This window comes from Exiguobacterium sp. s123 (assembly GCF_018617075.1).
GTDB lineage: Bacteria > Bacillota > Bacilli > Exiguobacteriales > Exiguobacteriaceae > Exiguobacterium > Exiguobacterium profundum.
The window spans coordinates 402088-426144 of record NZ_JACSJL010000002.1 but is presented as its reverse complement, the minus strand read 5'-3'; the positions used below and the strand labels follow the sequence as shown (position 1 = coordinate 426144).

The 24057-nt window shown below is 47.6% G+C and carries 24 protein-coding genes and 1 other annotated feature; of the genes, 17 read left to right on the top strand and 7 right to left on the bottom strand.

The features are described 5' to 3' along the window. Window positions 1-57: 57 nt before the first annotated feature. Together KNO72_RS06035 and KNO72_RS06030 are read left to right on the top strand one after the other, a co-directional pair. Window positions 58-528 carry a GNAT family N-acetyltransferase gene (locus KNO72_RS06035; protein ID WP_012726790.1) on the top strand — a complete coding sequence of 157 codons (471 nt, stop codon included), beginning with the start codon at window positions 58-60 and terminating at the stop codon, window positions 526-528. 88 nt (window positions 529-616) lie between these two features. Then, a complete protein-coding gene (locus KNO72_RS06030; RefSeq protein WP_012726789.1) occupies window positions 617-1330 on the top strand; it encodes an alpha/beta hydrolase in 714 nt (237 codons plus the stop codon). A gap of 31 nt (window positions 1331-1361) precedes the next feature. Here KNO72_RS06030 and mnmM read toward each other — a convergent pair whose 3' ends face one another. Both mnmM and mnmL read right to left on the bottom strand, forming a co-directional pair. Continuing rightward, window positions 1362-1934, bottom strand: a complete 573-nt coding sequence (gene mnmM, locus KNO72_RS06025; RefSeq protein ID WP_078147227.1) for a tRNA 5-(aminomethyl)-2-thiouridylate-methyltransferase MnmM — start codon at window positions 1932-1934, stop codon at window positions 1362-1364. Next, window positions 1888-2862 carry a tRNA modification radical SAM protein MnmL/YtqA gene (gene mnmL, locus KNO72_RS06020; RefSeq protein WP_214683932.1) on the bottom strand — a complete coding sequence of 325 codons (975 nt, stop codon included), beginning with the start codon at window positions 2860-2862 and terminating at the stop codon, window positions 1888-1890. Before mnmL ends, mnmM begins: the two co-directional genes overlap by 47 nt. Window positions 2863-3040: 178 nt before the next feature. Here mnmL and KNO72_RS06015 point away from each other — a divergent pair, with 178 nt between their 5' ends. The 5 genes from KNO72_RS06015 to KNO72_RS05995 all read left to right on the top strand — a co-directional run bounded on the left by KNO72_RS06015 (window position 3041) and on the right by KNO72_RS05995 (window position 9843). Continuing rightward, on the top strand, window positions 3041-4231 hold the full coding sequence (locus KNO72_RS06015) for an MDR family MFS transporter (protein ID WP_240499836.1): 1191 nt from the start codon (window positions 3041-3043) through the stop codon (window positions 4229-4231). Window positions 4232-4270: 39 nt separating this feature from the next. Next, window positions 4271-4486 (top strand) — a binding site (T-box leader). Between the two features lie 39 nt (window positions 4487-4525). Beyond that, window positions 4526-6931 carry a leucine--tRNA ligase gene (gene leuS / locus KNO72_RS06010; protein ID WP_078147224.1) on the top strand — a complete coding sequence of 802 codons (2406 nt, stop codon included), beginning with the start codon at window positions 4526-4528 and terminating at the stop codon, window positions 6929-6931. Window positions 6932-7048: 117 nt separating this feature from the next. Next, window positions 7049-8176 carry a hypothetical protein gene (locus tag KNO72_RS06005; RefSeq protein WP_251025526.1) on the top strand — a complete coding sequence of 376 codons (1128 nt, stop codon included), beginning with the start codon at window positions 7049-7051 and terminating at the stop codon, window positions 8174-8176. A gap of 17 nt (window positions 8177-8193) precedes the next feature. Further along, entirely contained in the window at window positions 8194-8706 is a 513-nt protein-coding gene (locus KNO72_RS06000; protein WP_147536597.1) for a pyrophosphohydrolase domain-containing protein, read from the top strand. Between the two features lie 147 nt (window positions 8707-8853). Beyond that, entirely contained in the window at window positions 8854-9843 is a 990-nt protein-coding gene (locus tag KNO72_RS05995; protein WP_251028275.1) for a DUF2268 domain-containing putative Zn-dependent protease, read from the top strand. Between the two features lie 105 nt (window positions 9844-9948). Here the strand turns inward: KNO72_RS05995 and KNO72_RS05990 are convergent, their stop codons facing one another. Further along, on the bottom strand, window positions 9949-11214 hold the full coding sequence (locus tag KNO72_RS05990; RefSeq protein WP_214757507.1) for a BaiN/RdsA family NAD(P)/FAD-dependent oxidoreductase: 1266 nt from the start codon (window positions 11212-11214) through the stop codon (window positions 9949-9951). Between the two features lie 143 nt (window positions 11215-11357). Here KNO72_RS05990 and KNO72_RS05985 point away from each other — a divergent pair, with 143 nt between their 5' ends. Both KNO72_RS05985 and KNO72_RS05980 read left to right on the top strand, forming a co-directional pair. Next, complete coding sequence (locus KNO72_RS05985; RefSeq protein WP_214757505.1) at window positions 11358-13055, top strand: putative polysaccharide biosynthesis protein; 1698 nt, start codon at window positions 11358-11360, stop codon at window positions 13053-13055. Continuing rightward, a complete protein-coding gene (locus tag KNO72_RS05980) occupies window positions 13055-13768 on the top strand; it encodes a pseudouridine synthase (protein WP_214757503.1) in 714 nt (237 codons plus the stop codon). The genes KNO72_RS05985 and KNO72_RS05980 overlap by 1 nt, the downstream gene beginning before the upstream one ends. Window positions 13769-13832: 64 nt before the next feature. On the opposite strand, the gene KNO72_RS05975 is transcribed toward KNO72_RS05980, so the two are convergent. Further along, complete coding sequence (locus KNO72_RS05975; protein ID WP_214757501.1) at window positions 13833-14459, bottom strand: DUF3885 domain-containing protein; 627 nt, start codon at window positions 14457-14459, stop codon at window positions 13833-13835. Window positions 14460-14562: 103 nt separating this feature from the next. Continuing rightward, the gene (locus KNO72_RS05970) at window positions 14563-14784 is read right to left on the bottom strand and encodes a DeoR family transcriptional regulator (protein WP_012726776.1); all 222 of its coding nucleotides are present in this window, start codon (window positions 14782-14784) and stop codon (window positions 14563-14565) included. 308 nt (window positions 14785-15092) lie between these two features. On the opposite strand from KNO72_RS05970, the gene pepV reads away from it, so the two are divergent. Genes pepV through KNO72_RS05940 form a run of 6 tightly spaced genes read left to right on the top strand, consistent with a single transcriptional unit; the run spans window position 15093 to window position 22111 of the window. Next, window positions 15093-16481 carry a dipeptidase PepV gene (gene pepV, locus KNO72_RS05965; RefSeq protein ID WP_214683942.1) on the top strand — a complete coding sequence of 463 codons (1389 nt, stop codon included), beginning with the start codon at window positions 15093-15095 and terminating at the stop codon, window positions 16479-16481. A gap of 59 nt (window positions 16482-16540) precedes the next feature. After that, complete coding sequence (locus KNO72_RS05960) at window positions 16541-17692, top strand: MFS transporter (protein WP_214683943.1); 1152 nt, start codon at window positions 16541-16543, stop codon at window positions 17690-17692. 5 nt (window positions 17693-17697) lie between these two features. Further along, window positions 17698-18273: an RNA 2',3'-cyclic phosphodiesterase gene (thpR, locus tag KNO72_RS05955; RefSeq protein WP_214683944.1), complete on the top strand. Its 576-nt coding sequence runs from the start codon at window positions 17698-17700 to the stop codon at window positions 18271-18273. Continuing rightward, the gene (locus tag KNO72_RS05950) at window positions 18243-19082 is read left to right on the top strand and encodes an NERD domain-containing protein (protein WP_214683945.1); all 840 of its coding nucleotides are present in this window, start codon (window positions 18243-18245) and stop codon (window positions 19080-19082) included. Before thpR ends, KNO72_RS05950 begins: the two co-directional genes overlap by 31 nt. Window positions 19083-19101: 19 nt before the next feature. Then, the gene (pulA, locus tag KNO72_RS05945; protein WP_214757499.1) at window positions 19102-21267 is read left to right on the top strand and encodes a type I pullulanase; all 2166 of its coding nucleotides are present in this window, start codon (window positions 19102-19104) and stop codon (window positions 21265-21267) included. A 49-nt stretch (window positions 21268-21316) separates the two neighbouring features. Then, on the top strand, window positions 21317-22111 hold the full coding sequence (locus KNO72_RS05940; protein ID WP_078147944.1) for a phosphotransferase family protein: 795 nt from the start codon (window positions 21317-21319) through the stop codon (window positions 22109-22111). 35 nt (window positions 22112-22146) lie between these two features. Here KNO72_RS05940 and KNO72_RS15935 read toward each other — a convergent pair whose 3' ends face one another. Continuing rightward, entirely contained in the window at window positions 22147-22257 is a 111-nt protein-coding gene (locus KNO72_RS15935; RefSeq protein WP_012726769.1) for a hypothetical protein, read from the bottom strand. A gap of 138 nt (window positions 22258-22395) precedes the next feature. On the opposite strand from KNO72_RS15935, the gene trmB reads away from it, so the two are divergent. Together trmB and KNO72_RS05930 are read left to right on the top strand one after the other, a co-directional pair. After that, a complete protein-coding gene (gene trmB / locus KNO72_RS05935; RefSeq protein ID WP_078147215.1) occupies window positions 22396-23043 on the top strand; it encodes a tRNA (guanosine(46)-N7)-methyltransferase TrmB in 648 nt (215 codons plus the stop codon). Between the two features lie 105 nt (window positions 23044-23148). Continuing rightward, on the top strand, window positions 23149-23658 hold the full coding sequence (locus tag KNO72_RS05930) for a hypothetical protein (protein ID WP_240499834.1): 510 nt from the start codon (window positions 23149-23151) through the stop codon (window positions 23656-23658). A 38-nt stretch (window positions 23659-23696) separates the two neighbouring features. On the opposite strand, the gene dhaM is transcribed toward KNO72_RS05930, so the two are convergent. After that, a complete protein-coding gene (dhaM, locus tag KNO72_RS05925) occupies window positions 23697-24047 on the bottom strand; it encodes a dihydroxyacetone kinase phosphoryl donor subunit DhaM (protein ID WP_256440182.1) in 351 nt (116 codons plus the stop codon). Between the last annotated feature and the right edge of the window lie 10 nt (window positions 24048-24057).

Sequence of the window (24057 nt, the reverse complement as noted above, 5' to 3'; positions counted from 1 at the left end):
TAAAAACACCGGGATAGGGAATGATACAAATAGATTGGCCAAAAGGGGGAAGCTGTCATGAACATGAGGGAAGCAGTGCCAGAAGATGCGACGCTGATTCGGAACATCGCGCTGGCGACCATTTCACAGGATGATTCCAATCGAACGAGAGCGATGGAACGCGCATATCGGCAAGAAGAGATTGTACGAGCAATCAGTTCAAGTGAAGAAGCACGAGAACAGTATTTTATCGTTGGCGAATATGAAGAAGAGGTCATCGGATTTTGTCATGCCATCGATCGCGGTGACATGTGGGAGATGCTCCGCCTCTATCTGCACCCCGATTATCATCGAAACGGCTACGGCGCAGCCTTTCTGGCTCACCTTCAATCGAAAAAAGAACAACCGATGGAAGTGTACGTCGAAAGCTCGAATGATCAAGCGATTGCCTTCCTCTTACATCAATCTTTCAAAGAAGTGAATCGTATCCAGGAAGAAGTATATGATCGTCCGATGGAACTCATTCATTTACGATATGACCCGAGCTAAGCCTCCAGACGGATTTTATTCAAACATCAGTTGCGGCTGATGTTTTTTTGATACAATGAATGTAGTCTATAAACGAGGTGACGGCAGTATGGCAAATGAAGAAGCACGAAAAGGAGTCATCGTCATCGTGTATCCGTTACAATTCACGTCACGGATCAGCGAGAACTTTATTCGACGGCTCGAGGACGAGTACGAAGTCATCGTCGTCCGCGATCAATCGATTGGATTGACGGCAGGTGACCATAAGCAACTGATCAAGCGAGCGTTGCGCGAGGCAGGGGAATATAAATTACCGATTCATGTCGTGGCATTCAGCCTTGGCGCACTCTTAACGAATCGCCTTTTGCAGGAGTACGATGTGCCACTCGGGAGTCTCACATACATCTCCCCATTGTTTGATTGGCATGCCACTCGTCAAATCGGTGGATTGAAACAAGTCGTCGCAAGTGCTGTCGACCGTTTTCGCCCTGACTTGCCACTCGGGATGATGACATTCACCGGTGGGGGAGACGAGTCATCCCGATTCGGAGAAATCACGTATGCGCAATATCGAGAAATCGAAGAGGAAATCGTCGAGCATCAGGAAGAGAAGAAGCATCTGCCACGCCTTCCGCTCGCCTGTTTCTATGCACCAGACGACCAGTTCGCGGACGTGAAGTTGACGTTGAATGTTTGTCGGAAAATCGGTGGGGACCAAGTGTATATCCGGCGATTGGAAGGATTCCCACACTTTGGTTACGAACGATTGAACACGAAATTCGCGGAAACCCTCATGACGTTTTATGAATTGATTCAAGAATGACAGAAGGCGACTCTAATGAGCCGCCTTTTTATTATGCACGTTTTTCAATCGCCACGATGAATGGGGGATGATTGACTTGGTTGATAAATCCATAACGCAGGACGCCTGCCTGTTTTTGATCGAGGGACTCTACATAATGGAGCACCTCGTCTCGTTCGACTTTCCCACTTTCATGTCCGTGGTAAATCACGATGACGATAACGCCACCGACGGCCATGACGTCTAATAGTTGGGATAATGCGGCAATCGTCGTATTTCCGTGTGTCGTGATGGATTTGTCGCTTCCCGGTAAATACCCTAAGTTGAAGACGGCCGCGGTGATCGGCCGCGCTTCCTTTTCAACGACCGCTTGGACCGTATCATGACTATCATGAATCACGGTCACCCGATTACTGACACCCGATTTTTCAACCCGCGCCTTTGTGGCTGCTACAGCTTCTGATTGAATATCAAAGGCATAGACATGTCCTGTCTCGCCTACGGCATTCGCTAGAAACAACGTATCGTGTCCGTTCCCGGCCGTCATATCGATGGCGACCTGACCTTCCTCGATATGGTCATGTAGTAATTGTTTTGCAAAAGGTAGTACTCTCATTAATCCCATAGATCTCATCCTTCTTTTTTCCTTGGAAAGAATCCCGGCGCTCCAATTCCGCACGAATCTTGTTAAGCACCTGCATCTTGTGACGGCTCCATAATGGACCGATCAAGAGGTCGGGTGGACCGTCTCCTGTCAAACGATGGATAATCACCTCGGGAGGGATTCGTTCGAGTTGATCGCAGACGAGGGAGACGTATGTGTCTTCCTCCATCAAGTCGAGCAGTCCTTTCTCATATTGACGGGCGAGCGGTGTGTGTTTCAAGACGTGAAGTAAGTGGATCTTGATTCCTTGTATGTCCATTTTAGCAACTTCTCGTGCCGTGTCGAGCATCATCTCTGGTGTCTCACCTGGGAGACCATTGATGATATGAACGCAGACACGAATATTGTGACGGCGAAGTTTGGCAAGACCGGTCAAAAACGATTGATAGTCGTGCCCACGATTGATCTTTTTAGCGGTCGTGTCATGAATGGTCTGAAGACCGAGCTCCACCCAAAGGGACGTCCGTTCATTCAACTCTGCTAAATAGGCGACGACGTCGTCCGGTAAGCAGTCAGGGCGTGTCGCAATCGAGAGACCGACGACCCCATCCTCTTTTAATGCCGGTTCATACAATTCACGTAACCGCTCGACTGGTGCGTACGTGTTACTGAACGCTTGGAAATAAGCAATATATTTGGCACTCTTCCACTTCCGGTGGAGACGAGCCTTCACTTCTGCAAATTGAACGGGAATCGGGTCGCAAGCATTTCCCGCGAAATCACCACTGCCATCGTCCGAACAGAACGTGCATCCACCTTTTGAGACACGTCCGTCACGGTTCGGACATGTGAAGCCGCCATCGAGTGGCACTTTAAACACCTTGCCCCCGTACTCTCGTCGATACGCCTCATTAAGTGTATGGTAACGATTTTGACCAAATGGATTCATGTTCATCTCTCCTTCCTTGCTCATCCTATCACAAACGAAAAATAACAAAACTTCATAATAAGTAATTTTTCTTGACACTTCCTTGGCGTTCGTTTAGGTTTGATAAGGAAATCTTGTCGATTCGGCCTTTTTGTGCCGATTTTTTTAATGTGATAGAAGAATGAAAGGAGGACTTGGTGTGAACAATAAAATGCCAATTTCGGTATGGATTTTAGTCATTGCGATGGCGCTCAATACAACGGCGGCGTCTTTTTTATGGCCGTTTAACACACTGTATATTCATGATTTTTTAGGTGAGTCGATGACGCTTGCCGGGGTGGCGCTTCTTGTGAACTCGGCGCTCGCGATTGTCGGGAACTACATCGGAGGGACGCTATTCGATCGAATCGGTGGGAAGACGACGCTGATGATCTCTGTCGGTCTCTTGCTCGCGAGCTCGCTTGGATTTTTACTGTTTCATGCCACGTTCTTCGGCTATCTCGTATGGCTCGGGTTGATCGGTCTTTCCGGCGGACTCGTCTTTCCGACCGTATATGCGTTTGCAGGTCTCATTTGGCCTGAAGGTGGACGTCGTTCGTTCAATGCGATTTATGTCGCACAAAACGTGGGGGTCGCCCTCGGAACGGCAATGAGTGGTCAAATCGCTCGACTTAACATCGAGTGGATTTTTTATGCGAACTTCTTCTTGTCAGTTTTATTTGTCGTGGTGCTCTTGTTTGGATTGCGTTATTTGAAAAACCCGGCACGCCCTGTCGTTCAGTCGCAACTCGAAGCGGCCGCCACGACACTCTCGAGTGCGACGATGAAGTCGATGTGGTATGTCGCCGTTGGTTATGCGGTACTTTGGTTCGTGTACGTGCAATGGCAAGGGACGATTGCCGTTCACTCGAAAGACCTCGGTGTCACAATCAGTCAATACTCACTCCTTTGGACAGTGAACGGGGCGATGATTGTCTTCGCACAACCGTTGCTCAATCGTGTCTTACGACAGTTTGAGGACGACTTAAAACGTCAACTGATCATCGGGGCATCCATTTTCCTCGGCGCGTTCTTGATTGTCCCATTCGCTGGTGGGTTCGGGATGTTCATGGTCGCGATGGTCGTCATGACCATCGGGGAGATGTTTGTCTGGCCGGCGGTTCCGACGATTGCGGCGAAACTCGCCCCTCCTGGGAAAGCTGGACAATACCAAGGGCTCGTCAATATCGCAGCATCCGTCGGTCGGATGATTGGACCGACGTTGTCTGGTTTTGTCTATGACATGTTCGGCATTACAGCAGTCTTCGGCATGCTTCTACTACTTGCTACGTTAGCCTTAACGCTATTTGTCATCATGAAAGACATTCGTGTCACAGAAAAATCAAGTTGACGTTGAATTTCAGAATGGGCTAAAATAGACTACGATGAATAGCAAGCGTTGAAGAGGACTAGTAGCGAAAGTTCCGTTTCAAAGAGAGTCGATGGATGGTGTGAATCGATAAGCGGATGTTGTGAACTCGCCTTGGAGCTGTTTTCCTGAAACGAGTAGGGAAAACCGGGGTTACGCCTCGTTACCGGCGTCTCAAGTGGCAGCAATGCAACATGGGTGGTACCGCGGAGAGCTTTCAAGCCTTTCGTCCCATTTTCGGGGACGGAAGGCTTTTTATTATGCAGAGGAGGAAGAATGTTGAGTTATTTTAAACATCAAGAAATCGAGCCTAAGTGGCAAAAGCGTTGGGAAGAGAAAGAAGCATTTAAAACGACAGAAGACCCGGAGAAGGATTGTTTCTACGTCCTTGATATGTTCCCGTACCCATCCGGTGCTGGTCTTCACGTCGGTCACCCGGAAGGTTACACGGCGACGGATATCATCGCTCGTATGAAACGGATGCAAGGATATAACGTCCTTCACCCGATTGGCTGGGATGCGTTCGGTCTTCCTGCCGAGCAATATGCACTCGACACAGGGAACGACCCGCGTGAATTCACAGCGCGCAACATCGAGACGTTCCGCCGTCAGTTGAAAGAACTCGGATTCTCATACGATTGGGACCGTGAAATTAGCACGACGGACCCGAAATACTATAAATGGACGCAGTGGATCTTCACGCAACTCTTCGAACGTGGCCTCGCATACGTCGATGAAGTTGCGGTCAACTGGTGCCCGGCTCTCGGTACGGTCCTTGCGAACGAGGAAGTCATCGATGGCTTGTCAGAGCGTGGGAACCACCCTGTCTACCGTGTCCCGATGAAGCAGTGGGTGCTTCGTATCACGGAATACGCAGAGCGTTTGCTTGAAGACTTGGAAGGTCTAGATTGGCCTGAGAGCGTGAAAGAGATGCAACGCAACTGGATCGGCAAATCGGTCGGTGCCGAGGTCGACTTTAAGGTCGACGGTCATGATAAGATCGTCACAGTATTCACAACACGTCCAGATACGCTTCACGGGGCGACATACGTGACACTCGCACCAGAGCATCCGTTCACTAAAGTGATCACGACGCCTGAACAATCGACGGCAGTCGAAGCATACATTGAGGAAGTCTCGAAGAAGACGGACCTCGAGCGTACAGACCTTGCCAAAGAGAAGACAGGTGTCTTCACGGGCGCTTATGCGATCAACCCGGTGAACGGCGAGAAACTTCCGATTTGGACAGCGGACTACGTTCTCTCGACATACGGAACAGGTGCGGTCATGGCCGTTCCTGCACACGATGAGCGCGATTATGAGTTTGCGAAAACGTTCGACCTCCCGATCCGTGAAGTCGTCAAAGGTGGAAACGTGGAAGAGGCGGCTTACGTCGAAGACGGTGAGCACGTCAACTCTGGTAGCTTGAACGGACTTAATAAAGCCGATGCCATCAAGACGATCATTGAAGAGCTCGAAGCTAGTGGCACAGGGCGTGCGAAGACGACATACCGTCTTCGTGACTGGTTGTTCAGCCGTCAACGTTACTGGGGCGAGCCGATTCCGGTCGTCCATATGGAAGACGGAACGATGAAGACGGTACCGGTCGAAGAACTTCCGCTCGAACTTCCGATCATCGATGAAATCAAACCATCTGGTACAGGTGAGTCGCCACTTGCGAACGCAGAAGAGTGGTTGACGTATACAGATCCGGTCACAGGGGAAAAAGGTCGTCGCGAGACGAACACGATGCCACAATGGGCAGGTAGCTGCTGGTACTACATCCGTTACATCGATCCAGATAACGAAGAGATGATTGCGGATCCTGAGAAACTCAAGCGTTGGCTTCCAGTCGACTTGTATATCGGGGGTACGGAGCATGCCGTTCTTCACTTGCTCTACGCACGTTTCTGGCATAAAGTACTCTTTGATATCGGTGTCGTCCCGACGAGCGAACCGTTCCAAAAACTCTACAACCAAGGAATGATCCTCGGTGAGAACAACGAGAAGATGTCGAAATCTCGTGGGAACGTTGTCAACCCGGATGATATCGTGAAGTCGCACGGAGCCGATACACTCCGTCTTTACGAAATGTTCATGGGACCACTTGATGCGGCCATCGCATGGTCGACGAATGGTCTTGACGGGGCACGTCGCTTCCTCGACCGCGTCTGGCGTTTGTTCGATCAGACGAACTTCGCAGACGTGGCGCCGACTGCCGACTTTGAACGCACGTATCATCAGACGGTGAAAAAAGTCACGGAGGATTATGAAGCCCTTCGCTTCAACACGGCAATCTCGCAGTTGATGGTCTTCGTCAATGAAGCGAACAAACAAGAGACGTTGCCGAAATCGCAAATGGTCGACTTCATCAAGATGCTTTCACCAGTCGCGCCGCACTTGTCTGAAGAGTTGTGGGAGAAGATGGGTATGACGGAAGAGTTAACGTATGCGGCTTGGCCGACATACGATGAGTCAAAACTTGTGAGCGACACGATTGAAGTCGTCATCCAGGTGAACGGGAAACTCCGTGCGAAAATGCACGTCTCTCGTGACGCATCAAAAGAAGCACTTGAAGCGGAAGCACTCGGGAACGAGCGTGTCCAAGAGTTCACAGAAGGCAAGACGGTTCGTAAAGTCATTGTCGTTCCTGGAAAACTCGTCAATATTGTAGTGGGGTAACAAAAAGAATGTGTGACATTGTCGCACATTCTTTTCTTTTTGGTGAGGTCATTTTCTTTTATGGACGGTTTTGATACACTAAAGGGCGATACTGAAGTAGAAGGGGACGACATGTCCATGAAACGTTCTTATGTGCTATACACGACACTATGTGCCGTCGTGGTCGGTGTGATCCTTTGTTATGTTTTTGTCTTTTCAGATGAAGAGATTCAACGACAGGTCGCCTCGACATTTGAAAAAATTGATATTCAAACGCGTCATCAAACGGCATCCCTTCCACCCGTGGAAGCGGCGCAGGATGATGAAGATATCGATACGACCGATGCCCTCGAACAAATCAGTCAAATCGATGAAGTGTACTACAGTGACACGATCGGGGCATATTTGGTCTTAACCGAACAAGCTGAATTTTTTGAGGTGAGTGGAAACGGAACGCGCGTCAATTCGGTGCTTCAACTTGAGAATTCAGGGAAACAGCGCCTCGATGATTTTATCGGAATGCGCATGGTCGAAGAAGATCTTGTGTATGCGGTCACAGCGAACGGTACGCTCATTACAATCGAGCGAGAAGAAGGACGCTGGGTCGAGAGACCACGTAAACAAATCAAAGGACTCGTGTCGGAAGACCGAATCTTTGGTCTTGGTTATGACCGGGAATCGAAGCGTCTGTTCATGATGAATCGCTTGGCGGATACACCGGACCTTGAGCTCCTTTATATCGAAGAACGGGAGATCGAACCGAAGACTCCAGCCGATGACAAATCATCAGAAGCGTCAACTGATGCTGACACGGCTACTCCAAAAACAGAAGAATCATCGGAAGACACAACGACAGAGAACGTCTCGACGAATGACGACGCCTCGAGCGAATCGGCTGTATCTGAAGACGCGCCTGAAAATGAGTTGAACGAACAACAAGTGGAAGAAGAGAATCAAGAGCCCGAAACCGAATGGATGCTTGATTCACGCCAAGCGTTGTCTGCTGACGGGATGAGCGCCTCGATCCAACAGAAGTTTGAGCGATTCGAAGGAGTCGGCCTTGTCGAGCGACAAGGACGCATCTACGTGCTCGACTCAGAAGAGCTCGTCCTCTACACAGTCAATCCGGAAGAAGAGACCATCAACGGTCAGATGGTGACGCCTCGCGTATATGACTCGACCGGTATGTTTTTACAAGACAATGAAATCTTTGCAATCGTCCACCCGGAAGTATTCGATTTGGATGCATTCGTGTCTGTGGACTAACAATGGGGGAAGAACAGATGAGCAAACGTTACTTTTTTGAAGAAGTGAAACAATTTCATGAAACTTTTGGACATCCAGGAGCAAAATCGCCGCAACCGTTGACGCTTGATCGTGCGACAAAACGCTCGGTTTGGACGGCAGAGGAAGCGGTCGTCGAGTTTTTGCATCAATCATCGCAATCGGAAGAAGAGTTTTTACAAGCCATCGAGCAATTCCAAGTAGGATTCCAGAAAGCAGTCCAAAAATCATTACAAGACGCACCGCCATCGGATGATGTGGAACGTCTCGTCGGACAAGGGGATGCGTTAACGGACGCGTTATATTTTGTGATGGGCAGTTTCGTTGAACTCGGACTCGATCCCGTTCCGTTGTTTGAAATTGTCCAGCGTGCCAATATGGCGAAACTTGGACCGGACGGGAAGCCGATTTTACGCGAGTCGGACAATAAAGTTATGAAACCTGAAGGATGGATGCCACCGGAGCCGGAGCTCGAAAAAGAAGTGCGTCGTCAAATCGCAGGGAAAGAATAATCATAAACGGCTTGAGCCCTCATTAGAAAGGGTTCGAGTCGTTTTTTATTGTTGTGGTCGTGACGATATCATGTTATTAGAGGGTATCGGAAAGGTCATAAGAGTAATTTATGGTATAATTTAACATAAGCAAGCGAGCGATGAATATTGATTATTGAGATGGAGGTCATTCAGCTGAAAAAATTATTCGGTATTCTATGTTGTAGTTCAGTACTTCTGTTAGCAGCATGTAGTGATGATGAAAAAACGTCTGAGCCTGATGTTTCAATCGAAACGATAAAAATAAACGAAGAGAATGAATTGACAATCGTTCCGCTTTACACCCAATACCAACAATATTTGAATGCATCCCTTGAAACAACCGATGCGGAGGAGAACAAACAGAACTTTAAAAAGTATGTATTAGATTACATAGGGGAGGTCGGACAGGAAGAAAAGATTGATACATCCCTCATCAAAACAAATTTTTTATTAAATCCGACTCCTCATAAGCAACAATTGCTGAAGCAACTGGATACGTTAATCAATCAGCACGACGAGATTAAAGAGATTATTGCATCGACATACGAAGATTCAAATCAAATCCTTCCTAAAAAGAAGGGTATGGTGTTTGTTGCCCCTTACAATCCTGAATTCTTCTACGATAGTGAAGCGTTGGAAGGTGTGGCCGGCCAAGCCTATAATGATACCTTCATCTTGTTTCTCGATACAGATTTTGACAAAGGTGTGCTAGCCCATTCGACGGCTCATGAGTATCATCATCTGATTCTTTATGATCGACCTGAGTTCCGTCTTAATACAATTCTTGATTCTGTCATCATTGAAGGGAAAGCCGATACGTTTGCCGACCGCATTGTCAAAGGGGTAATTCCACCATGGTATGCACCAATCGATGATGCGACCATGGAACATATCGCGAGCCGAGTGAATGATTATGAAACGTCCCACACCGATTTTGTAGTCGGTAATTATCAAAAAGATATGCCACGTTGGAGTAACTATATTCTAGGGAGGGATGTGCTCCATGACTATTTGACGGCGCACCCAGAGCTGTCGATTCCCGAATGGACGTTCAAAGAAGGTCATGAAATTTTAGAAGGATACAAATATCGAGATGTGATGGAATTGGAAAATTAAGTCGAAAAGGATGTGAAAAAGGCTTGATCCTGAATGAGACAGGATCAAGCCTTTTGATTGTTAGTGAGCATAATAGTACGTAGCCAATACGTTAGACCGAACCCTTTACCGCTCTGTCGCCAGTTCAGCTGCGTGCGATCCGGCACAATGTCCCGTTGTGAAAGCGGCCGTGATGTTGTAGCCACCTGTGTATCCATGAATGTCGAGCACTTCACCGGCAAAGAAAAGGCCGGGTGCTTTCTTTGACATCATCGTCTGTGGCGCAACTTCTTTAACCGAAACGCCGCCACCTGTGACGAACGCTTTATCAAAGTCGAGTGTCCCGACGGCGTGCATCTCGAACATTTTCAAACGTGTTGCGAAATCAATGACGGATTGCTTTTTCAACTGACTCGCATCTTCTTCTCCAAATGCGAGTTCTTCGAGCAATAAGTCAAGAAGTCGCTCAGGGATGTAGCCTTTCCATACATTTTTAACGGCACGCTTCGGTTGGCTCTGTACTTGGTTCCACAGTTCCTGAACGAGCGCATCTCGTGACGTGTCCGGGAAGAAGTCGAGTGACAAGAGGACGATTTGCTCTTTGCTGCGTTTCCGTTCTTTGATTGTGTACTGACTGCAACGGAGCGCGATTGGACCTGAAATCCCGAAATGGGTAAAAATCATGTCTCCCTGATGCGTCTTGATCGCTTTCCTTTTTTTGCCGTGCACCGTCAAAGCGACGTCCCGTAACGATAATCCTTGAAGTTGTTTCGTTCCGATGAACGAGTCATTCAATGTGATTGGCACCTCTGTCGGGAAGAGTTCGGTGATCGTGTGTCCTGCCTTCTGTGCCCATGGATAGCCGTCTCCGGTCGAACCGGTGTGTGGGACAGACTGTCCGCCGACCGCGACGACGCAAGCTTTCGCCTCGAGCATCTCACCGTCCATCAACTCGACCGCATGAAACTCGTTTTCTTCATTAAAATGTAGCGTTTTGACTTCAGCCTTTTTTCGAATCTCGACGCCGAGGTCTTCAATCGCCCGAAGCAAAGTGTTGACCACATCCTGTGCCTTATCCGTCACTGGGAACATGCGCCCATTGTCTTCCTCTTTCAGCGGAATCCCGAATCCAGTGAAGAGGTCGATAATCGATTGATTGTCGAACTGAGCAAGGGCGCTGTATAAGAAACGACCATTGCCTGGGATGAACTGAATCAACTCATCGATTGGCTTTCGGTTCGTGACGTTACAACGTCCTCCACCTGAAATGGCCAATTTCCGACCAAGTTTTGAACCTTTATCAATCAGCAAGGTCGAAGCGCCACTTTTTGCCGCTGCATACGTTGCCATGAGCCCGCTCGGCCCTCCACCGATGACGATGACATCTTTCATAGGGTATCTCCTCATTTCTTCATCTATATGATTAGTAAAATTATCGTAACTTTATTATCCGTAACAGTAAGAGTATAATGAGAAGCGGTTGTTTTGTAAAACCGAATTCATTGAAATCGTTGATTTATAGATGGAGGTACCTCATGTCATCAAGCGCCAAACAAGATTCTGGAAGAGCCTCCTTCGTCAAAGGAACGCTTCTTTTATCAGCGGGAAACTTGATTTCCCGAATGTTAGGACTACTGTATACCTTTCCGTTCCAAGCGATGGTCGGGATTGCCGGAGTGACATTATATCAAGCAGCATATACGTATTATGCGATCATGATCTCCATTTCGACGGCAGGGATTCCCGTTGCCGTTTCGAAATTTATCGCAAAATATAATGCACTAGGAGAATACGGGACAAGTCAACGACTGTTCCGACAAGGGATGAAGCTGATGCTTGCGACCGGTGTCGTCGCTTTTTTATTACTCTTTTTTGCGGCACCATGGTTATCCGAACTGATGGTCCGAAACTCAGAGAACAATCAGCAATACATTGACTCGCTCACCCTCGTGACACGAAGCGTCAGTTTTGCCTTACTGCTCATCCCGGCGATGAGTATGGTACGTGGTTATTTCCAGGGACATCAAGACATGGCACCGACGGCAATCTCACAAGTGGTCGAACAGATTGTACGCATCCTGTTCCTCCTCAGTGGAACGATGCTCGTCTTGTTCGTCTTTGCGGATTCAAACTTCATTCAACCGATTGCTAATGCCCTCGGGGGGACGCAATCTGTTGAAACGACTGAATTGAACGGATTAAAAGTCATTGCCGTCACGATTGCGACGTTCAGTGCGTTCATCGGGGCAATCGGTAGTTTCGCCGTGCTCATCATGTATTGGAAACGTCGAAAGGACATTCATCGTCTGACAGAGAATCCGGCGGGCACACCGGTCCGCTCGATGAAATCGTTGTTGCTCGAATTGCTTAGCTATTCGATTCCAATCGTGATGGTCGGGGTATCGACCCCTCTCTATCAATTGATTGACCAGTTGACGATGGTCAATACGTTGCTCAGTACGGGTGCGACCGTTTCTGAAGCAACGTCGGCGTATGGCTTTTTGACCGGGAACGCCCATAAAATTGTGTTGATTCCAGTCTCTGTCGCGGCGAGTGTATCGATGGCGACGATCCCGCTTGTGACTCGTTCGTTCACGACGGGGGACATGCAAAAAGTTCGGAATCAAGTAAACCATATTTTCCAAGTCTCGTTCTTCGTAACGATTCCTGCGGTCATTGGTCTCGTAGCACTTGCGGAGCCATTGTTTGGCACCTTGTTCCCGGGTGACCGTGAAGGATGGGTATACTTGTTCCACTACGCACCAAGTGCCTTCTTCTTGGCCTATTACTCGGTCGCGGCTGCGATTCTCCAAGGGATTAACCGTCAGTACTTCACCATCTTTGCCACATCGATGGGACTGTTGACGAAACTTGCATTGAACGTACCGCTCGTCTATTGGCTCGGCGGAATCGGAGCCGGGTACGCGACCATCGCTGGATACATCGTGGCCATTATTCTCATGGTATGGATGATTCAACGAACGCTCCACTTCCCGTATAAGCAACTGCTTCGTCGCACCATCTTGATGTTCTTGATGGGTGGGGCGATGTTCGCTGCCGTCTTCCTCTCTCTTCTCGTTACAATGAATGATGAGGCGAGTTGGGGGAACGACATTTTTGCGACAATCGTGGGAGTGACAATCGGCGTTCTCGTATATGGATACCTCGGGTGGCGGAGCCATCTCGCAGGTAAATTACTAGGGAAACGCTTTGAATATCGGAGGAAAATGTAATGCGGATTGATAAGTTGTTAGCGAACATGGGATATGGTTCACGGAAAGACGTGAAAATCCTACTGAAACAAGGGGCGGTGCGAGTCGATGAGGCACTTGTAAAAGATGCAAAACGGCACGTCGACCCATCATCAGAGAAAGTCACGGTGTTCGGGGAAGTGGTCGAGTATCGTCCGTACATTTATTTCATGATGAATAAGCCGGAAGGTGTGATCAGCGCGACGGAAGATCAAGTCGAGACGACGGTCATCGACTTGATTGATTCTGAGTATACCCATTATGACCTCTTCCCGGTCGGTCGTCTCGATAAGGACACGACGGGACTGCTCCTCATCACAAACGATGGCGCATTCAATCATGCGCTCATGTCACCTCGCAAGCACGTCGACAAAGTATATATCGCCGAGGTCGACGGAGAGATGACAGTAGAGGATATCAAGACGTTCGCGAATGGGGTCGAGTTAGAGGATGGATATACGACGAAGCCGGCCCGTCTTGAAATACTGAGCAAGAGCGGACGTCGGTGGGTCATTCGCCTCACATTGTCTGAGGGGAAATATCACCAAGTGAAACGAATGGTCGCGGCGGTCGGCAAACATGTCGAACGATTGGAGCGTGTTCAAATTGGGGAGCTAGAACTCGATGAGACGCTTGAGCTCGGGGCATATCGTGAGTTGACGGAAGAAGAAGTTCAACTGTTTCTTCAATCATAAGAAGATGAGAGAATCTGTCTGATGGGACGGATTCTCTTTTTGTATAAAAAGCTCTGATTTTCGATTATATCTTTTTAAAAATGGCATCAAAATCATCACGCCAAGAGTCAACCAACCAGTCGTTATATTTATGATACAAAGGAACAAGTGGTTCAACTTCATTTGAACTTATGATACAACCTCGATCATCGTACATATGAAACACGATGTTCTTTTCGGTGCTAATAAAGTAAACAGCTTGTCCAATTGAAGGTTCTCTTCCTTGCTCATAATTTCCTATACCTCTAAGGATTTTCTCGTAAGAGATTGACTTGATCTGCGAGGATACAAATTTCGCTTTATATTCATGTTTGATTTCTATAATTCCCCCTGTTATTTCGTCAATATCTTCATTTAATTCAAATAACGTTTCTTCTTCAATCTGTTGTTTCATGAATAAGCCATACAAATATTCGGGAGTGGTATTCCCGAACATGATGTCCTCTGTTTCGTTCCAATCCTTGATAAAGATATAGATGTAATCATCAGATTGAAACACTTCGTCGAACAATGTAGTCACTCTGTTTACAACTTGCTCTATTCTCTCATCCGTTCCGTTTTTATACGGTTCGCCAAGTTCGAATCTTAGATGGACATCTCCAGATAGGTTTGGGAAATTGTCCTCTATGTACTTCATTATTTCTTCTTTCACATCATCACCTCATCTTAAACAATTGATACAATCTAAAACCACAGAACCTTCTTTCATAAAAAAGAGACCTGAAAGCCAGGTCTCTTGAATATACATATACAATTCAATTTGCCGTCTTGAGTGAACGTTTTGATGAAGTCCACGTGCCACGGCTAGGGCTCTCCACAAGGTTATTGTACTCAAGTACGTTCAAATCACGTTGCACAGTGCGTGACGTGATGCCGAACTCTTCTACTAGTTCTGAAGTGGTAACGGATTCCCTTTCATTGATGAACAAATAAATGGACTTGATGCGCGTTAACATCCGATCTGTTGAGCCTTTCATTGGATAACCTCCCAATGTGTAGAATAATGACAAACCATACCTACAGACGACAAAATGAAATATAAAATTGTTATTTTCTAAAATTACACCTTTAGTATACCGCTCTTGAGCAAAAATGCAAGTGGAAAGCACGAACAATCTGTTTGTAAAGATTTGATTATGAACGTAAATATCGAATGAAGATTATTTTTTTACATCGAAAAGAAGCTTAAACACGAACGAAAAAAACTTTTCTAAATGAATGTTCGTCTTTCATACATTTGGATATACTAGTAAGGGAGAGAACATTCGCAAAAGGGGAGATGAACATGAATTGGAGACAGGAAGTCGACAATCGTAAAGATGCATTTTTAGAAGATTTGAAAGGATTACTTCAAATCCCTAGCGTGCTCGATGAATCGAAAGCGGCACCGAACATGCCGTTTGGTCCTGAGGTTCGTCAGGCGCTTGACTACATGTTTGAAATCGGTGAGCGAGATGGATTCAAAACAAAGGACGTCGGCGGTTACGCGGGACATTTGGAATACGGGGACGGTGAGGAAATCGTTGGCATTCTATGTCACCTTGACGTCGTCCCAGCAGGCGATGGCTGGACATATGGCGCATTCAATCCGACCATCACGACTGACGGGAAAATTGTGGCGCGTGGGAGTAACGATGATAAAGGTCCGTCTATGGCAGCATACTACGGATTACGAATCGTCAAAGAGCTCGGCTTACCACTTTCAAAACGCGTCCGTTTGATTGCAGGTTGCGATGAGGAGAGCGAATGGCGCTGTGTCCGTGAGTATTTCAAACAAGAACAAATGCCGACATACGGATTTGCGCCAGATGCGGATTTCCCGATCATCAATGCTGAAAAAGGATTGTATGACGGTGTGTTGACTCAATTACCGATTCAACGTGTACCAGGCTCTGCCTACCATCTCGTGTCATTTACGAGCGGGGAGCGTCCGAATATGGTGCCGGACTTCGCGAAAGCCGAATTGAAGACGGATGAGGTACTCGAGGAAAAGTTCGAGGCCTATCTCGAAAAATATGAAGCGGACGGAACGTGTGAATACGATCGTGGCATATATACGTTCACGATGAAAGGTAAAGCGGCGCACGCGATGGAACCGGATAACGGGATCAATGCTGCGTACGTGCTGGCTGGGTTCCTGTTGCACCTTCCTCTCGACATTCAAGGGGAACGCTACATTGAACTCGTTCGTCACGTGTTTGCAGACTCACGTGGAATTTCTCTTGGGATTGAAGCGAGCGATGAGACGGGCGACTTGACGATCAATGGCGGCGTCTTCCGATACAATGAGGAAGAACGAACAGCAACGGTCAACATCCGTTACCCGTATACGGCCAAATTCGAAGAACGTTTACAAAACCTACGTGAAATCGCGTTGTCATTTGGCTTCGAGTTGAAGACCCGTCAACATATGCCGCCTCATCACGTGGCAGAAGATCACCCACTCGTGAAGACGCTAGCAGGCGTATACGAGCGTCAAACGGGAGAGCACGCGAACTTGATGGCCATCGGAGGCGGTACGTATGCACGTTCGCTCGAAGCAGGTGTCGCGTTCGGCGCATTGTTCCCAGGAGCTAAAGATGTGGCGCATCAGGTCGATGAATATATGGAGATAGAAGATTTATTACGTGCCGCGGCAATCTATGCTGAGGCCATTTACGAGCTCGCTAAATAAGAAACAAGGAGAGCTGGCTGGTATAGTCGGCTCTCTGTCCTTTAGGAAGGAAGTTATCATTGGATTCGCAAAAGAAATTGTTTCAGTCTGTGTACGTCGCGATTTTCTTCGCGCAAGGGGCGTTGATCCCTTATATGACCTTATATTTTTCACAAACTAAGTTTGGACTGACTCCGAGCCAAGTCGGGATTATCGTGGCCATCTTACCGATTCTATCCATCGGCGTGCAACCACTATGGGGGATGTTGACCGACCGGACGGGAAGAGTCCGGGCCTGGCTGATTTTGGCGATGCTGAGCGCGGCGCTGATTTCTCTCACGTTTTTAGTGGCGACCTCATACGTTTGGATTGTCGTACTCATGGTGATTTGGTCCGTTTTCCAATGTGCTCACATCCCGCTAGTGGATATGATGACACTCGACTATACGACGCGGTCGAAAGTCGATTACGGTGCGATTCGCCTCTATGGCTCAGCAGGATTCGCCATTGCAGTCTTTGTGATGGGACGAATTTCGGATAGCACGTGGGGACTAGCTAGTACGTTCGTATTGAGTGCGATTTTACTGTTCCTTGGCAGCGTATTTGTTCGAATGATTCCTGAGAAAAGTTCGACTCGCGATGTGACGTTGGCATCTCTCTCATGGACGGCTGTTTGGAACAAACCCTTTGTGTTCTTCTTATGTGGGGGGATGCTCGTCTTCGGACCGATTTATGCGAATAACTATTATTTCGGTCTGTACGTGACGAATAGCGGTGGTTCGACGACGCTCGTCGGAACATTATTCCTCGTGGCAGTGTTATTCGAAATCCCGTTTATGAAAGTGGCTTCTCAGCTTATGGAGCGCTACGGAAGCGTCAGCGTTCTTGTTGGGGCCGCCATCATCTCGGCAGTTCGGAACGGGGTGCTTGCGTTAGAACCACCGATTTGGGTCGTATGGCTTCTCGCGATCGCACAAGGTCTCGTCGTCGGTCTCTTGATTCCCGTCGCGCTTCAATTCGTCCGGACGCTCGTCGATCGACAAGTTTCCTCGACGGCCATCGGGGTATATATGGCATTGACGTCTGGGCTCGCGACAGCTGGATTTAATATGCTCAGTGGTAAGATCATTGAACTTGACGATATTTTAGGCGTGTTTTGGATGTATACCATCGTCACGGCAATTGGAGCGTTGATTTGGATAGGAATGTCACGTCGCACGTTGAAAGGATGAATGAGATGAGTACGCATTACTTTATCGCGATTCCCATTGAATCAACGGAACTGGTTGACGTACAGCAAACCATCTTACCTTATTACTCCTATCGCCGAATCTATCGGCCTGAAGAGTTTCATATGACGATACAATTTTTAGGAAGCGTGGATGGGGATGAATTAGACGAAGTAAAAGAAATCACGCGTAGAATCTGTGAGGAGACTCTGCCGTTCACGTTGGAGTTTCGAGCCATCGACCATTTTGGGCGACCAGATCGGCCCCGCGTTCTAACCATCGTTCCGGATGCCTCCGAGCCCCTTCAACGGTTGGCGCATTCCCTCCGCCATGAACTAGTTGATGTGATTCCAAGATTGGACCGGAAGTCGTTTGTCCCTCACGTGACACTCGCTAAAAAATGGGGCGAAGGGGAGCGTGTCCCATACGTCCCCCCTGAATTTCACGCGACGGAATCAGTAGAAGAATTAATTTTATATGAAGTACAGCCGACTCATACACCTGCCTATCGAGCAGTAGACGTATTTCCGCTAAGACGGCCAGAGGAGGATATATGGCAATCCCGGTTAAAATTTTTGACGTAATCTCAAAATATGAACGTGATGTATTAGATCAATATAATCGTTATTTGGAGTATGTGGAATCCGATACGGCACGCCTACAGCGCCTTCATGAAAACAATCGCTTGAATCCGGTCGAAGTGCTCGAAATCGAAAGACCGTGGTGGAAGTTTTGGGCGAAGACGGAGCGAATTGAATTAGAGCCAAAGCCGCTCTCTGAATCGCAATATCAAAAGCTGTTAAGGGAGCGCCGGCATATCCAAAAGCTTCAATTCGCTTGTGAAGGGGTGCTTGAGACGGATTTACCACATCTGGCGTTTATTCGTGACTTCGCCTATCGTGTGATGCGTACCGATTGGAACGAACGACACTTTTTCTTGTATCGACCGGTCATCGAATGGAATGGTGCAACGGTTGAGTTGAGCCACCTCATCATCGGACCGACGCATCTGTATATCATAGAATGGCTTGAAGGCGATCGAAGTATCTATCACATATCGAAAGAGAAGACATGGGTTCATCAACCGCTGAAAGGGGAAAATACCCGTGTAGTGAACCCGTTGATCGCATTGACACGGACAGAGGAACTGATTCGTCAAGTTCTACCGCATTATGCGGGTGTGCTACAAAAAGTCGTCATTGCGACAAATGGATATTTTGATAACGTTCCAACTGTTCGATCGACCCAATATGTCGGTCGTAACGAATATACGGAATGGATGAAACAAGTGAACGGACGTGCACCGATTGTAAAAGCACAGCAGATTCGTGACGTTGCCACCGTATTAGAAGTGACTGCCAAGTTACCGTTTCGTCAATTCATGGATCAGTGATTGAGAGGAAGGGACGCATATGCATCACACACCAGATCAAAAGACCGCCTCACATGTGACCATCGAGAGCGCGTCTTTCGTATCATTTGAGACCATACAACTTGAGATTGTGCGCGAATATGAATCCGTTCCAGTACAAATCGAACAGAATGGACGCCCGGTCGACTACCTCGTCGAGCAACAGTTTGTGACGGAATCCGGAAAGGTCGAACAAATCCTTCGTTTAAAGGAACCAATCTCTTTAGAAACGTTATACACCGTCTGCCACCCGGGTCAAAAGACGACGGTTGTCGTACCAAGAGAAATCGTCCGTTCAGAGGAATTCGAACGGCGTTTCTCATATGATGGTCCACTCGGCGTATCGTTTACGCCGCACGGAATGGAAGTGACGGTATGGTCTCCGGTTGCTTTATCCATGTGGATTACAGTGCATGATGATACGAATCACAGAGAAATTGAGCGATTTCACATGAACCGCGGCGCACGCGGGGAATGGAGTGGTGAAATACCACAAGCGTTCCAAGGTATGTTTTATCGCTTAGAAGTGAAAACACCGGTCGATACGAGGCAAGTCGTCGATCCTTATGCGCGAGCCGTCAGTTTGAACGGTGAGTATGGCGTATTGCAAGATGTGGCGCGATTTGTCAAGAAACAGGTCGAACAAGCCGTGCGCCCCCCTTTATGGAAGGCAACGGATGCCGTCATCTATGAGTTGCACATCCGAGACTTCACAAGCCACCCCTCATCGATGAGTCAATTGAAAGGGCTGTACGGTGGGGTGTCTGAAAAAGGAGTTCGGACGAAAGAAGGCAATAGTGCCGGACTCGACTATTTAAAAGAACTTGGCGTGACCCATGTCCAGTTGCTTCCTGTTCATGATTTTGGAAGTGTCGATGAGGCGACGCGTATGCCGTACAACTGGGGCTACGACCCGATTCATTGGTTCGCGCTTGAAGGAAGTTATGCCTCAAGGCCCGATGTGCCGATGAGTCGTGTGTTCGAATATGCGACACTCGTCTCTGAATTGCATCAAGCTGGTCTTCGAGTCGTTACAGACGTCGTGATGAATCATATTTATATTCGAGAACAATCCCCACTCGAAGCGCTCGTACCATACTATTATTTTCGATACGAGCACGACGGGACGATAGCGAACGGAACCGGTGTCGGGAATGACACGGCCTCAGAACGCTATATGATGCGACGTATGATTGTCGACTTCGTGACGTATTTCGCAACAACCTATCAAGTGGATGGGTTCCGCTTCGATTTGATGGGGATTCATGATGTCGAAACGATGAATCAAGTACGGGCCGCGCTCGATAAGGTGGATCCCTCCATTCTCGTCTATGGAGAAGGGTGGGACTTAGCGACACCGCTTGGACAGTCGTTGAAGGCGACGTCACAAAATGCTGCACGCATGCCTCGTATCGGACACTTCAACGATATGATTCGAGATGCATTGAAAGGGTCAACGTTTAATGACAGGGAACGCGGATTCATCTCTGGCAATGAGTGGAGAGAGTGGGAACTTCGAGAGTGTCTCACCGGAGCCGTGCATATTCCGAACGTGACGGTCGGACGTTTCCCGAGTCCGGCTTACTCCATCAATTATGCGGAAGCCCATGACAACTATACGATCTATGACAAGTTAATGTTATCTTGTGAAGGAGTCGATGAGACGACTCGTCTTGCCATGCAACGTCTTGCCAATGCGGTCGTCATCACATCTCAAGGCATCCCGTTTATCCATGCCGGTCAAGAGTTCGGACGCACGAAACATGGTGTCGAGAACAGTTATAATTCACCCGATCACATCAATCATTTTGATTGGGATCTTCGTGACACACGGATCAAAGACATCGAGTATGTGAAGACGCTCTTGAAGTTACGGCGACTCCATACATGTTTCCGCTATGATTCGAGACAAGAAGTCATTGACCATTTCACGTTTCTCCCATCGCCGCCTGGCGTCATTATCTATGAGTTGACGGCCAGTCATTCTTACGATGCGTGGCAACGGGTTCGCGTCTATGTGAACGGTACGTTCGACTCGCTTTCATTTGAGAGCGATGCGAAATGGAACGTTTACGTTCAAGGAGAAACGGCAAGTCTCGTTCCGCTCGCACGAAACCCAGCACACATTCAAGTCGAGTCGTTGTCAATGACGATTCTCGCGTGTTAAGATGTTGATTGTATCTCTTTAATTCAAGTAAGATTTGAGCGTGATGAATATGTATTCAGATATAGTCGGTGCGCTCGGGAAAGAGTGGACAGTCGCTTCAGCCGGAGGTATCACGGGCGAAGCGTATGTAGCGACGACGCGCCAACAGAAGATTTTTGTCAAACGAAATTCTTCTCCGTTTCTGGCAATCTTGTCAGCGGAAGGAATCGTACCAAAGCTTCTTTGGACAAAGCGAATGTTTAACGGGGACGTGTTAAGCGCCCAACAATTTATCGAAGGCCGCGAACTTTCACCAGAAGATATGAAGCGACCTGATGTCGCGGCGCAACTCGGCAAGATTCATAATTCGAAAGAGCTATTATTCATGTTGCAACAGCTGAACCACACACCGGTGACGCCGCACTTGTTGCTCCGTCAGTGTGAAGCATATGAACAAGATGAAACAGACCGAATCATCGGAGAAGCCGTACAATGGCTTAAGCACCATTTGCCAAAAGTCGACGAGCAAGAATTTGTCGTCTGTCATTCTGACCTAAACCATAATAATTGGATTGAGGATGAGAGCGGCCTACTCTACTTGACGGATTGGGATGACGCAATCATTGCAGACCGCGCGTTCGATTTGGCGATGGTTGTCTATAGCTATATGGATGAAGTGGAGTGGGAGCGCTGGTTCTCGCATTACGGGGTACGTGTTTCGAGTGAGCTCCATAATCGAATGCATTGGTATGCGATCGCCCAAACGATTTTGACAATCTATGGGGAAGAGAATGACTCGGCGCGAACTGAAGGATTTCATGTACTACGCGAGCTGATGGATGAGGCGTACGAACGAATCAATTAAAAGGGATGGCTGTTCGCCACCCCTTTTTGAATGTGTTAAATGTCATCTGGATTCATAAAGTAAGCCCAAACGAACGTGGCGATGACACCAGCGAAAAACGTCAGTGGAGCTGCATAAAAAATAAGAAACTGATCTAAAGTACTCATCGTATTTAACCTCCTTGTGAAGGATGATTCACGTTCATTAAACTATGATTTCGTGTATAATCGCAAGAGGACTGCTCGTCCGTAACGTGCATATTCCCATTAAACTTGAACATTTGATGAACGAAAGGTAGGATTTTCATGCGTTTACGACATAAGCCTTGGGCAAAAGAATATATGGAAGCTCAAGAACATGTATTTATTCAACATCCTGAACAGTTGAAAGGTAACTGGAGCACTGAATTCGGGAATGACCACCCGCTCTTTATCGAGGTCGGCTCAGGAAAAGGACAATTTATTTTAGGGATGGCGCAACAACACCCGGATGTGAACTTTATTGCGATCGAGTTGTTTGAGAGTGTAGCCGTCTCTATCGTACAAAAATTAGTCGAAACCCCGATGCCGAACGTGAGAGTGTTGACGGTCGATGCGAAACGACTCGTCGACTATTTCGAAGCGGGAGAAGTCGATCGCGTCTACTTAAACTTCTCCGATCCGTGGCCAAAGACACGACATGCGAAACGTCGCTTGACATATAAGACGTTTTTAGCGACATATGAGGCGATTCTTCCGAAAGCTGGAGAGATTCATTTCAAGACGGACAACCGTGGATTGTTTGAATATTCGCTTCAGAGCATGAGTCAATACGGGATGTTCTTCACAGAAATTTCACTAGATTTACATGTCAATGAACCAGAAGATAATATTCGAACAGAGTATGAAGAGCGCTTCAGTGCGCTCGGTCAGCCGATTTACCGAATGGAAGCCGTCTTCCGTCCGAAAAATTGACACGCTTTTTTCTTATTTTAATAGTATTTTCTTCACACTTTTTTCTTTCTTCTTGGTACAATAGGAATGACGCTAAACTGGAATAAGAGAAGGGGGAACATGGGGATGTTGAAAAAAGCATGGGCAAGCCTGCTTGCAGTAATCTTCATTCTAACAATCGCACCAATGAATACCTCAGCGAACGAAGCGTTCTTAGACGCTCTCGAAGAGGATTTGAAAGCAACGCATTACGACTATAAAGAAGGAACGGCTGAAATCATCAAAGAAGAGACGCTTCGCCATTCAAACGGCAACGAAGTCATCGCTGCTGTCGTAGAGCTCGATACGATTCGTGATGGGATCTTCATCACACGTAAAACCGAGTATCATTACTTTGATGCGACAGACAACAAGATTCTTACATCAGCGGACCTCGTAGAAGTAGAAGGGGCCTCAGAGTTTGCAGATGCGAACATCGACATGCTCGGTCAACAGATCGTCTATTGGTTACCGGTATTGGTCTTGCTTCTAATGATTGCGATTCCGGCACTCATTTTGTTCTTGGTTGTACCACGTTTCTATTCAACAAGTTCATATATGAATGCCGTATATGAAAAGAATGACAACCCAAGATAAGACATGAAAGTACCCCGTTCAAGAGAACGGGGTACTTTTTACTGTTGTTTTAACTGTTCGACGATATCAGTTAGTGACATCCCATTTCCTGAAGAAACGGAGGCGATGAAGGCACTCTCGACAATGGGACCGTCAAAAAATTCGACATGTTTGTCACCTTCGTACATGTCGATGGCGAGTTCCGCATTCATCGTCGCCGACCCGATATCACTGAGGAGAAGTGCCTCTCCTTCGACCTGGTCGAGTGCCGATAAGATGCGATTCACGTCCGTTCCGATAGCGCCATCCTCAAGGCCACCAGCTAGATGAATGGGCACGGACGGTGCCATTTCCTTCATCAAATCTTGGATGCCTTCCGCAATTTTTGCGCTGTGCGAGACGATGATCAATTCAACGATG

Excerpts from the sequence above, each read along its gene's own strand:
- KNO72_RS05930 (WP_240499834.1), top strand. The coding sequence starts at position 23,149 with ATGTTGAAAAAAGCATGGGCAAGCCTGCTTGCAGTAATCTTCATTCTA.
- KNO72_RS06005 (WP_251025526.1), top strand. The coding sequence starts at position 7,049 with ATGAAACGTTCTTATGTGCTATACACGACACTATGTGCCGTCGTGGTC.
- KNO72_RS05980 (WP_214757503.1), top strand. The coding sequence starts at position 13,055 with ATGCGGATTGATAAGTTGTTAGCGAACATGGGATATGGTTCACGGAAA.
- KNO72_RS05970 (WP_012726776.1), bottom strand. The coding sequence starts at position 14,784 with ATGAAAGGCTCAACAGATCGGATGTTAACGCGCATCAAGTCCATTTAT.
- KNO72_RS06030 (WP_012726789.1), top strand. The coding sequence starts at position 617 with ATGGCAAATGAAGAAGCACGAAAAGGAGTCATCGTCATCGTGTATCCG.
- mnmM (WP_078147227.1), bottom strand. The coding sequence starts at position 1,934 with ATGGGATTAATGAGAGTACTACCTTTTGCAAAACAATTACTACATGAC.
- KNO72_RS06000 (WP_147536597.1), top strand. The coding sequence starts at position 8,194 with ATGAGCAAACGTTACTTTTTTGAAGAAGTGAAACAATTTCATGAAACT.
- pulA (WP_214757499.1), top strand. The coding sequence starts at position 19,102 with ATGCATCACACACCAGATCAAAAGACCGCCTCACATGTGACCATCGAG.
- mnmL (WP_214683932.1), bottom strand. The coding sequence starts at position 2,862 with ATGAATCCATTTGGTCAAAATCGTTACCATACACTTAATGAGGCGTAT.
- leuS (WP_078147224.1), top strand. The coding sequence starts at position 4,526 with ATGTTGAGTTATTTTAAACATCAAGAAATCGAGCCTAAGTGGCAAAAG.
- KNO72_RS05985 (WP_214757505.1), top strand. The coding sequence starts at position 11,358 with ATGTCATCAAGCGCCAAACAAGATTCTGGAAGAGCCTCCTTCGTCAAA.
- thpR (WP_214683944.1), top strand. The coding sequence starts at position 17,698 with ATGAGTACGCATTACTTTATCGCGATTCCCATTGAATCAACGGAACTG.
- trmB (WP_078147215.1), top strand. The coding sequence starts at position 22,396 with ATGCGTTTACGACATAAGCCTTGGGCAAAAGAATATATGGAAGCTCAA.
- KNO72_RS05940 (WP_078147944.1), top strand. The coding sequence starts at position 21,317 with ATGTATTCAGATATAGTCGGTGCGCTCGGGAAAGAGTGGACAGTCGCT.
- KNO72_RS15935 (WP_012726769.1), bottom strand. The coding sequence starts at position 22,257 with ATGAGTACTTTAGATCAGTTTCTTATTTTTTATGCAGCTCCACTGACG.
- pepV (WP_214683942.1), top strand. The coding sequence starts at position 15,093 with ATGAATTGGAGACAGGAAGTCGACAATCGTAAAGATGCATTTTTAGAA.
- KNO72_RS05950 (WP_214683945.1), top strand. The coding sequence starts at position 18,243 with ATGGCAATCCCGGTTAAAATTTTTGACGTAATCTCAAAATATGAACGT.
- KNO72_RS05990 (WP_214757507.1), bottom strand. The coding sequence starts at position 11,214 with ATGAAAGATGTCATCGTCATCGGTGGAGGGCCGAGCGGGCTCATGGCA.
- KNO72_RS06035 (WP_012726790.1), top strand. The coding sequence starts at position 58 with ATGAACATGAGGGAAGCAGTGCCAGAAGATGCGACGCTGATTCGGAAC.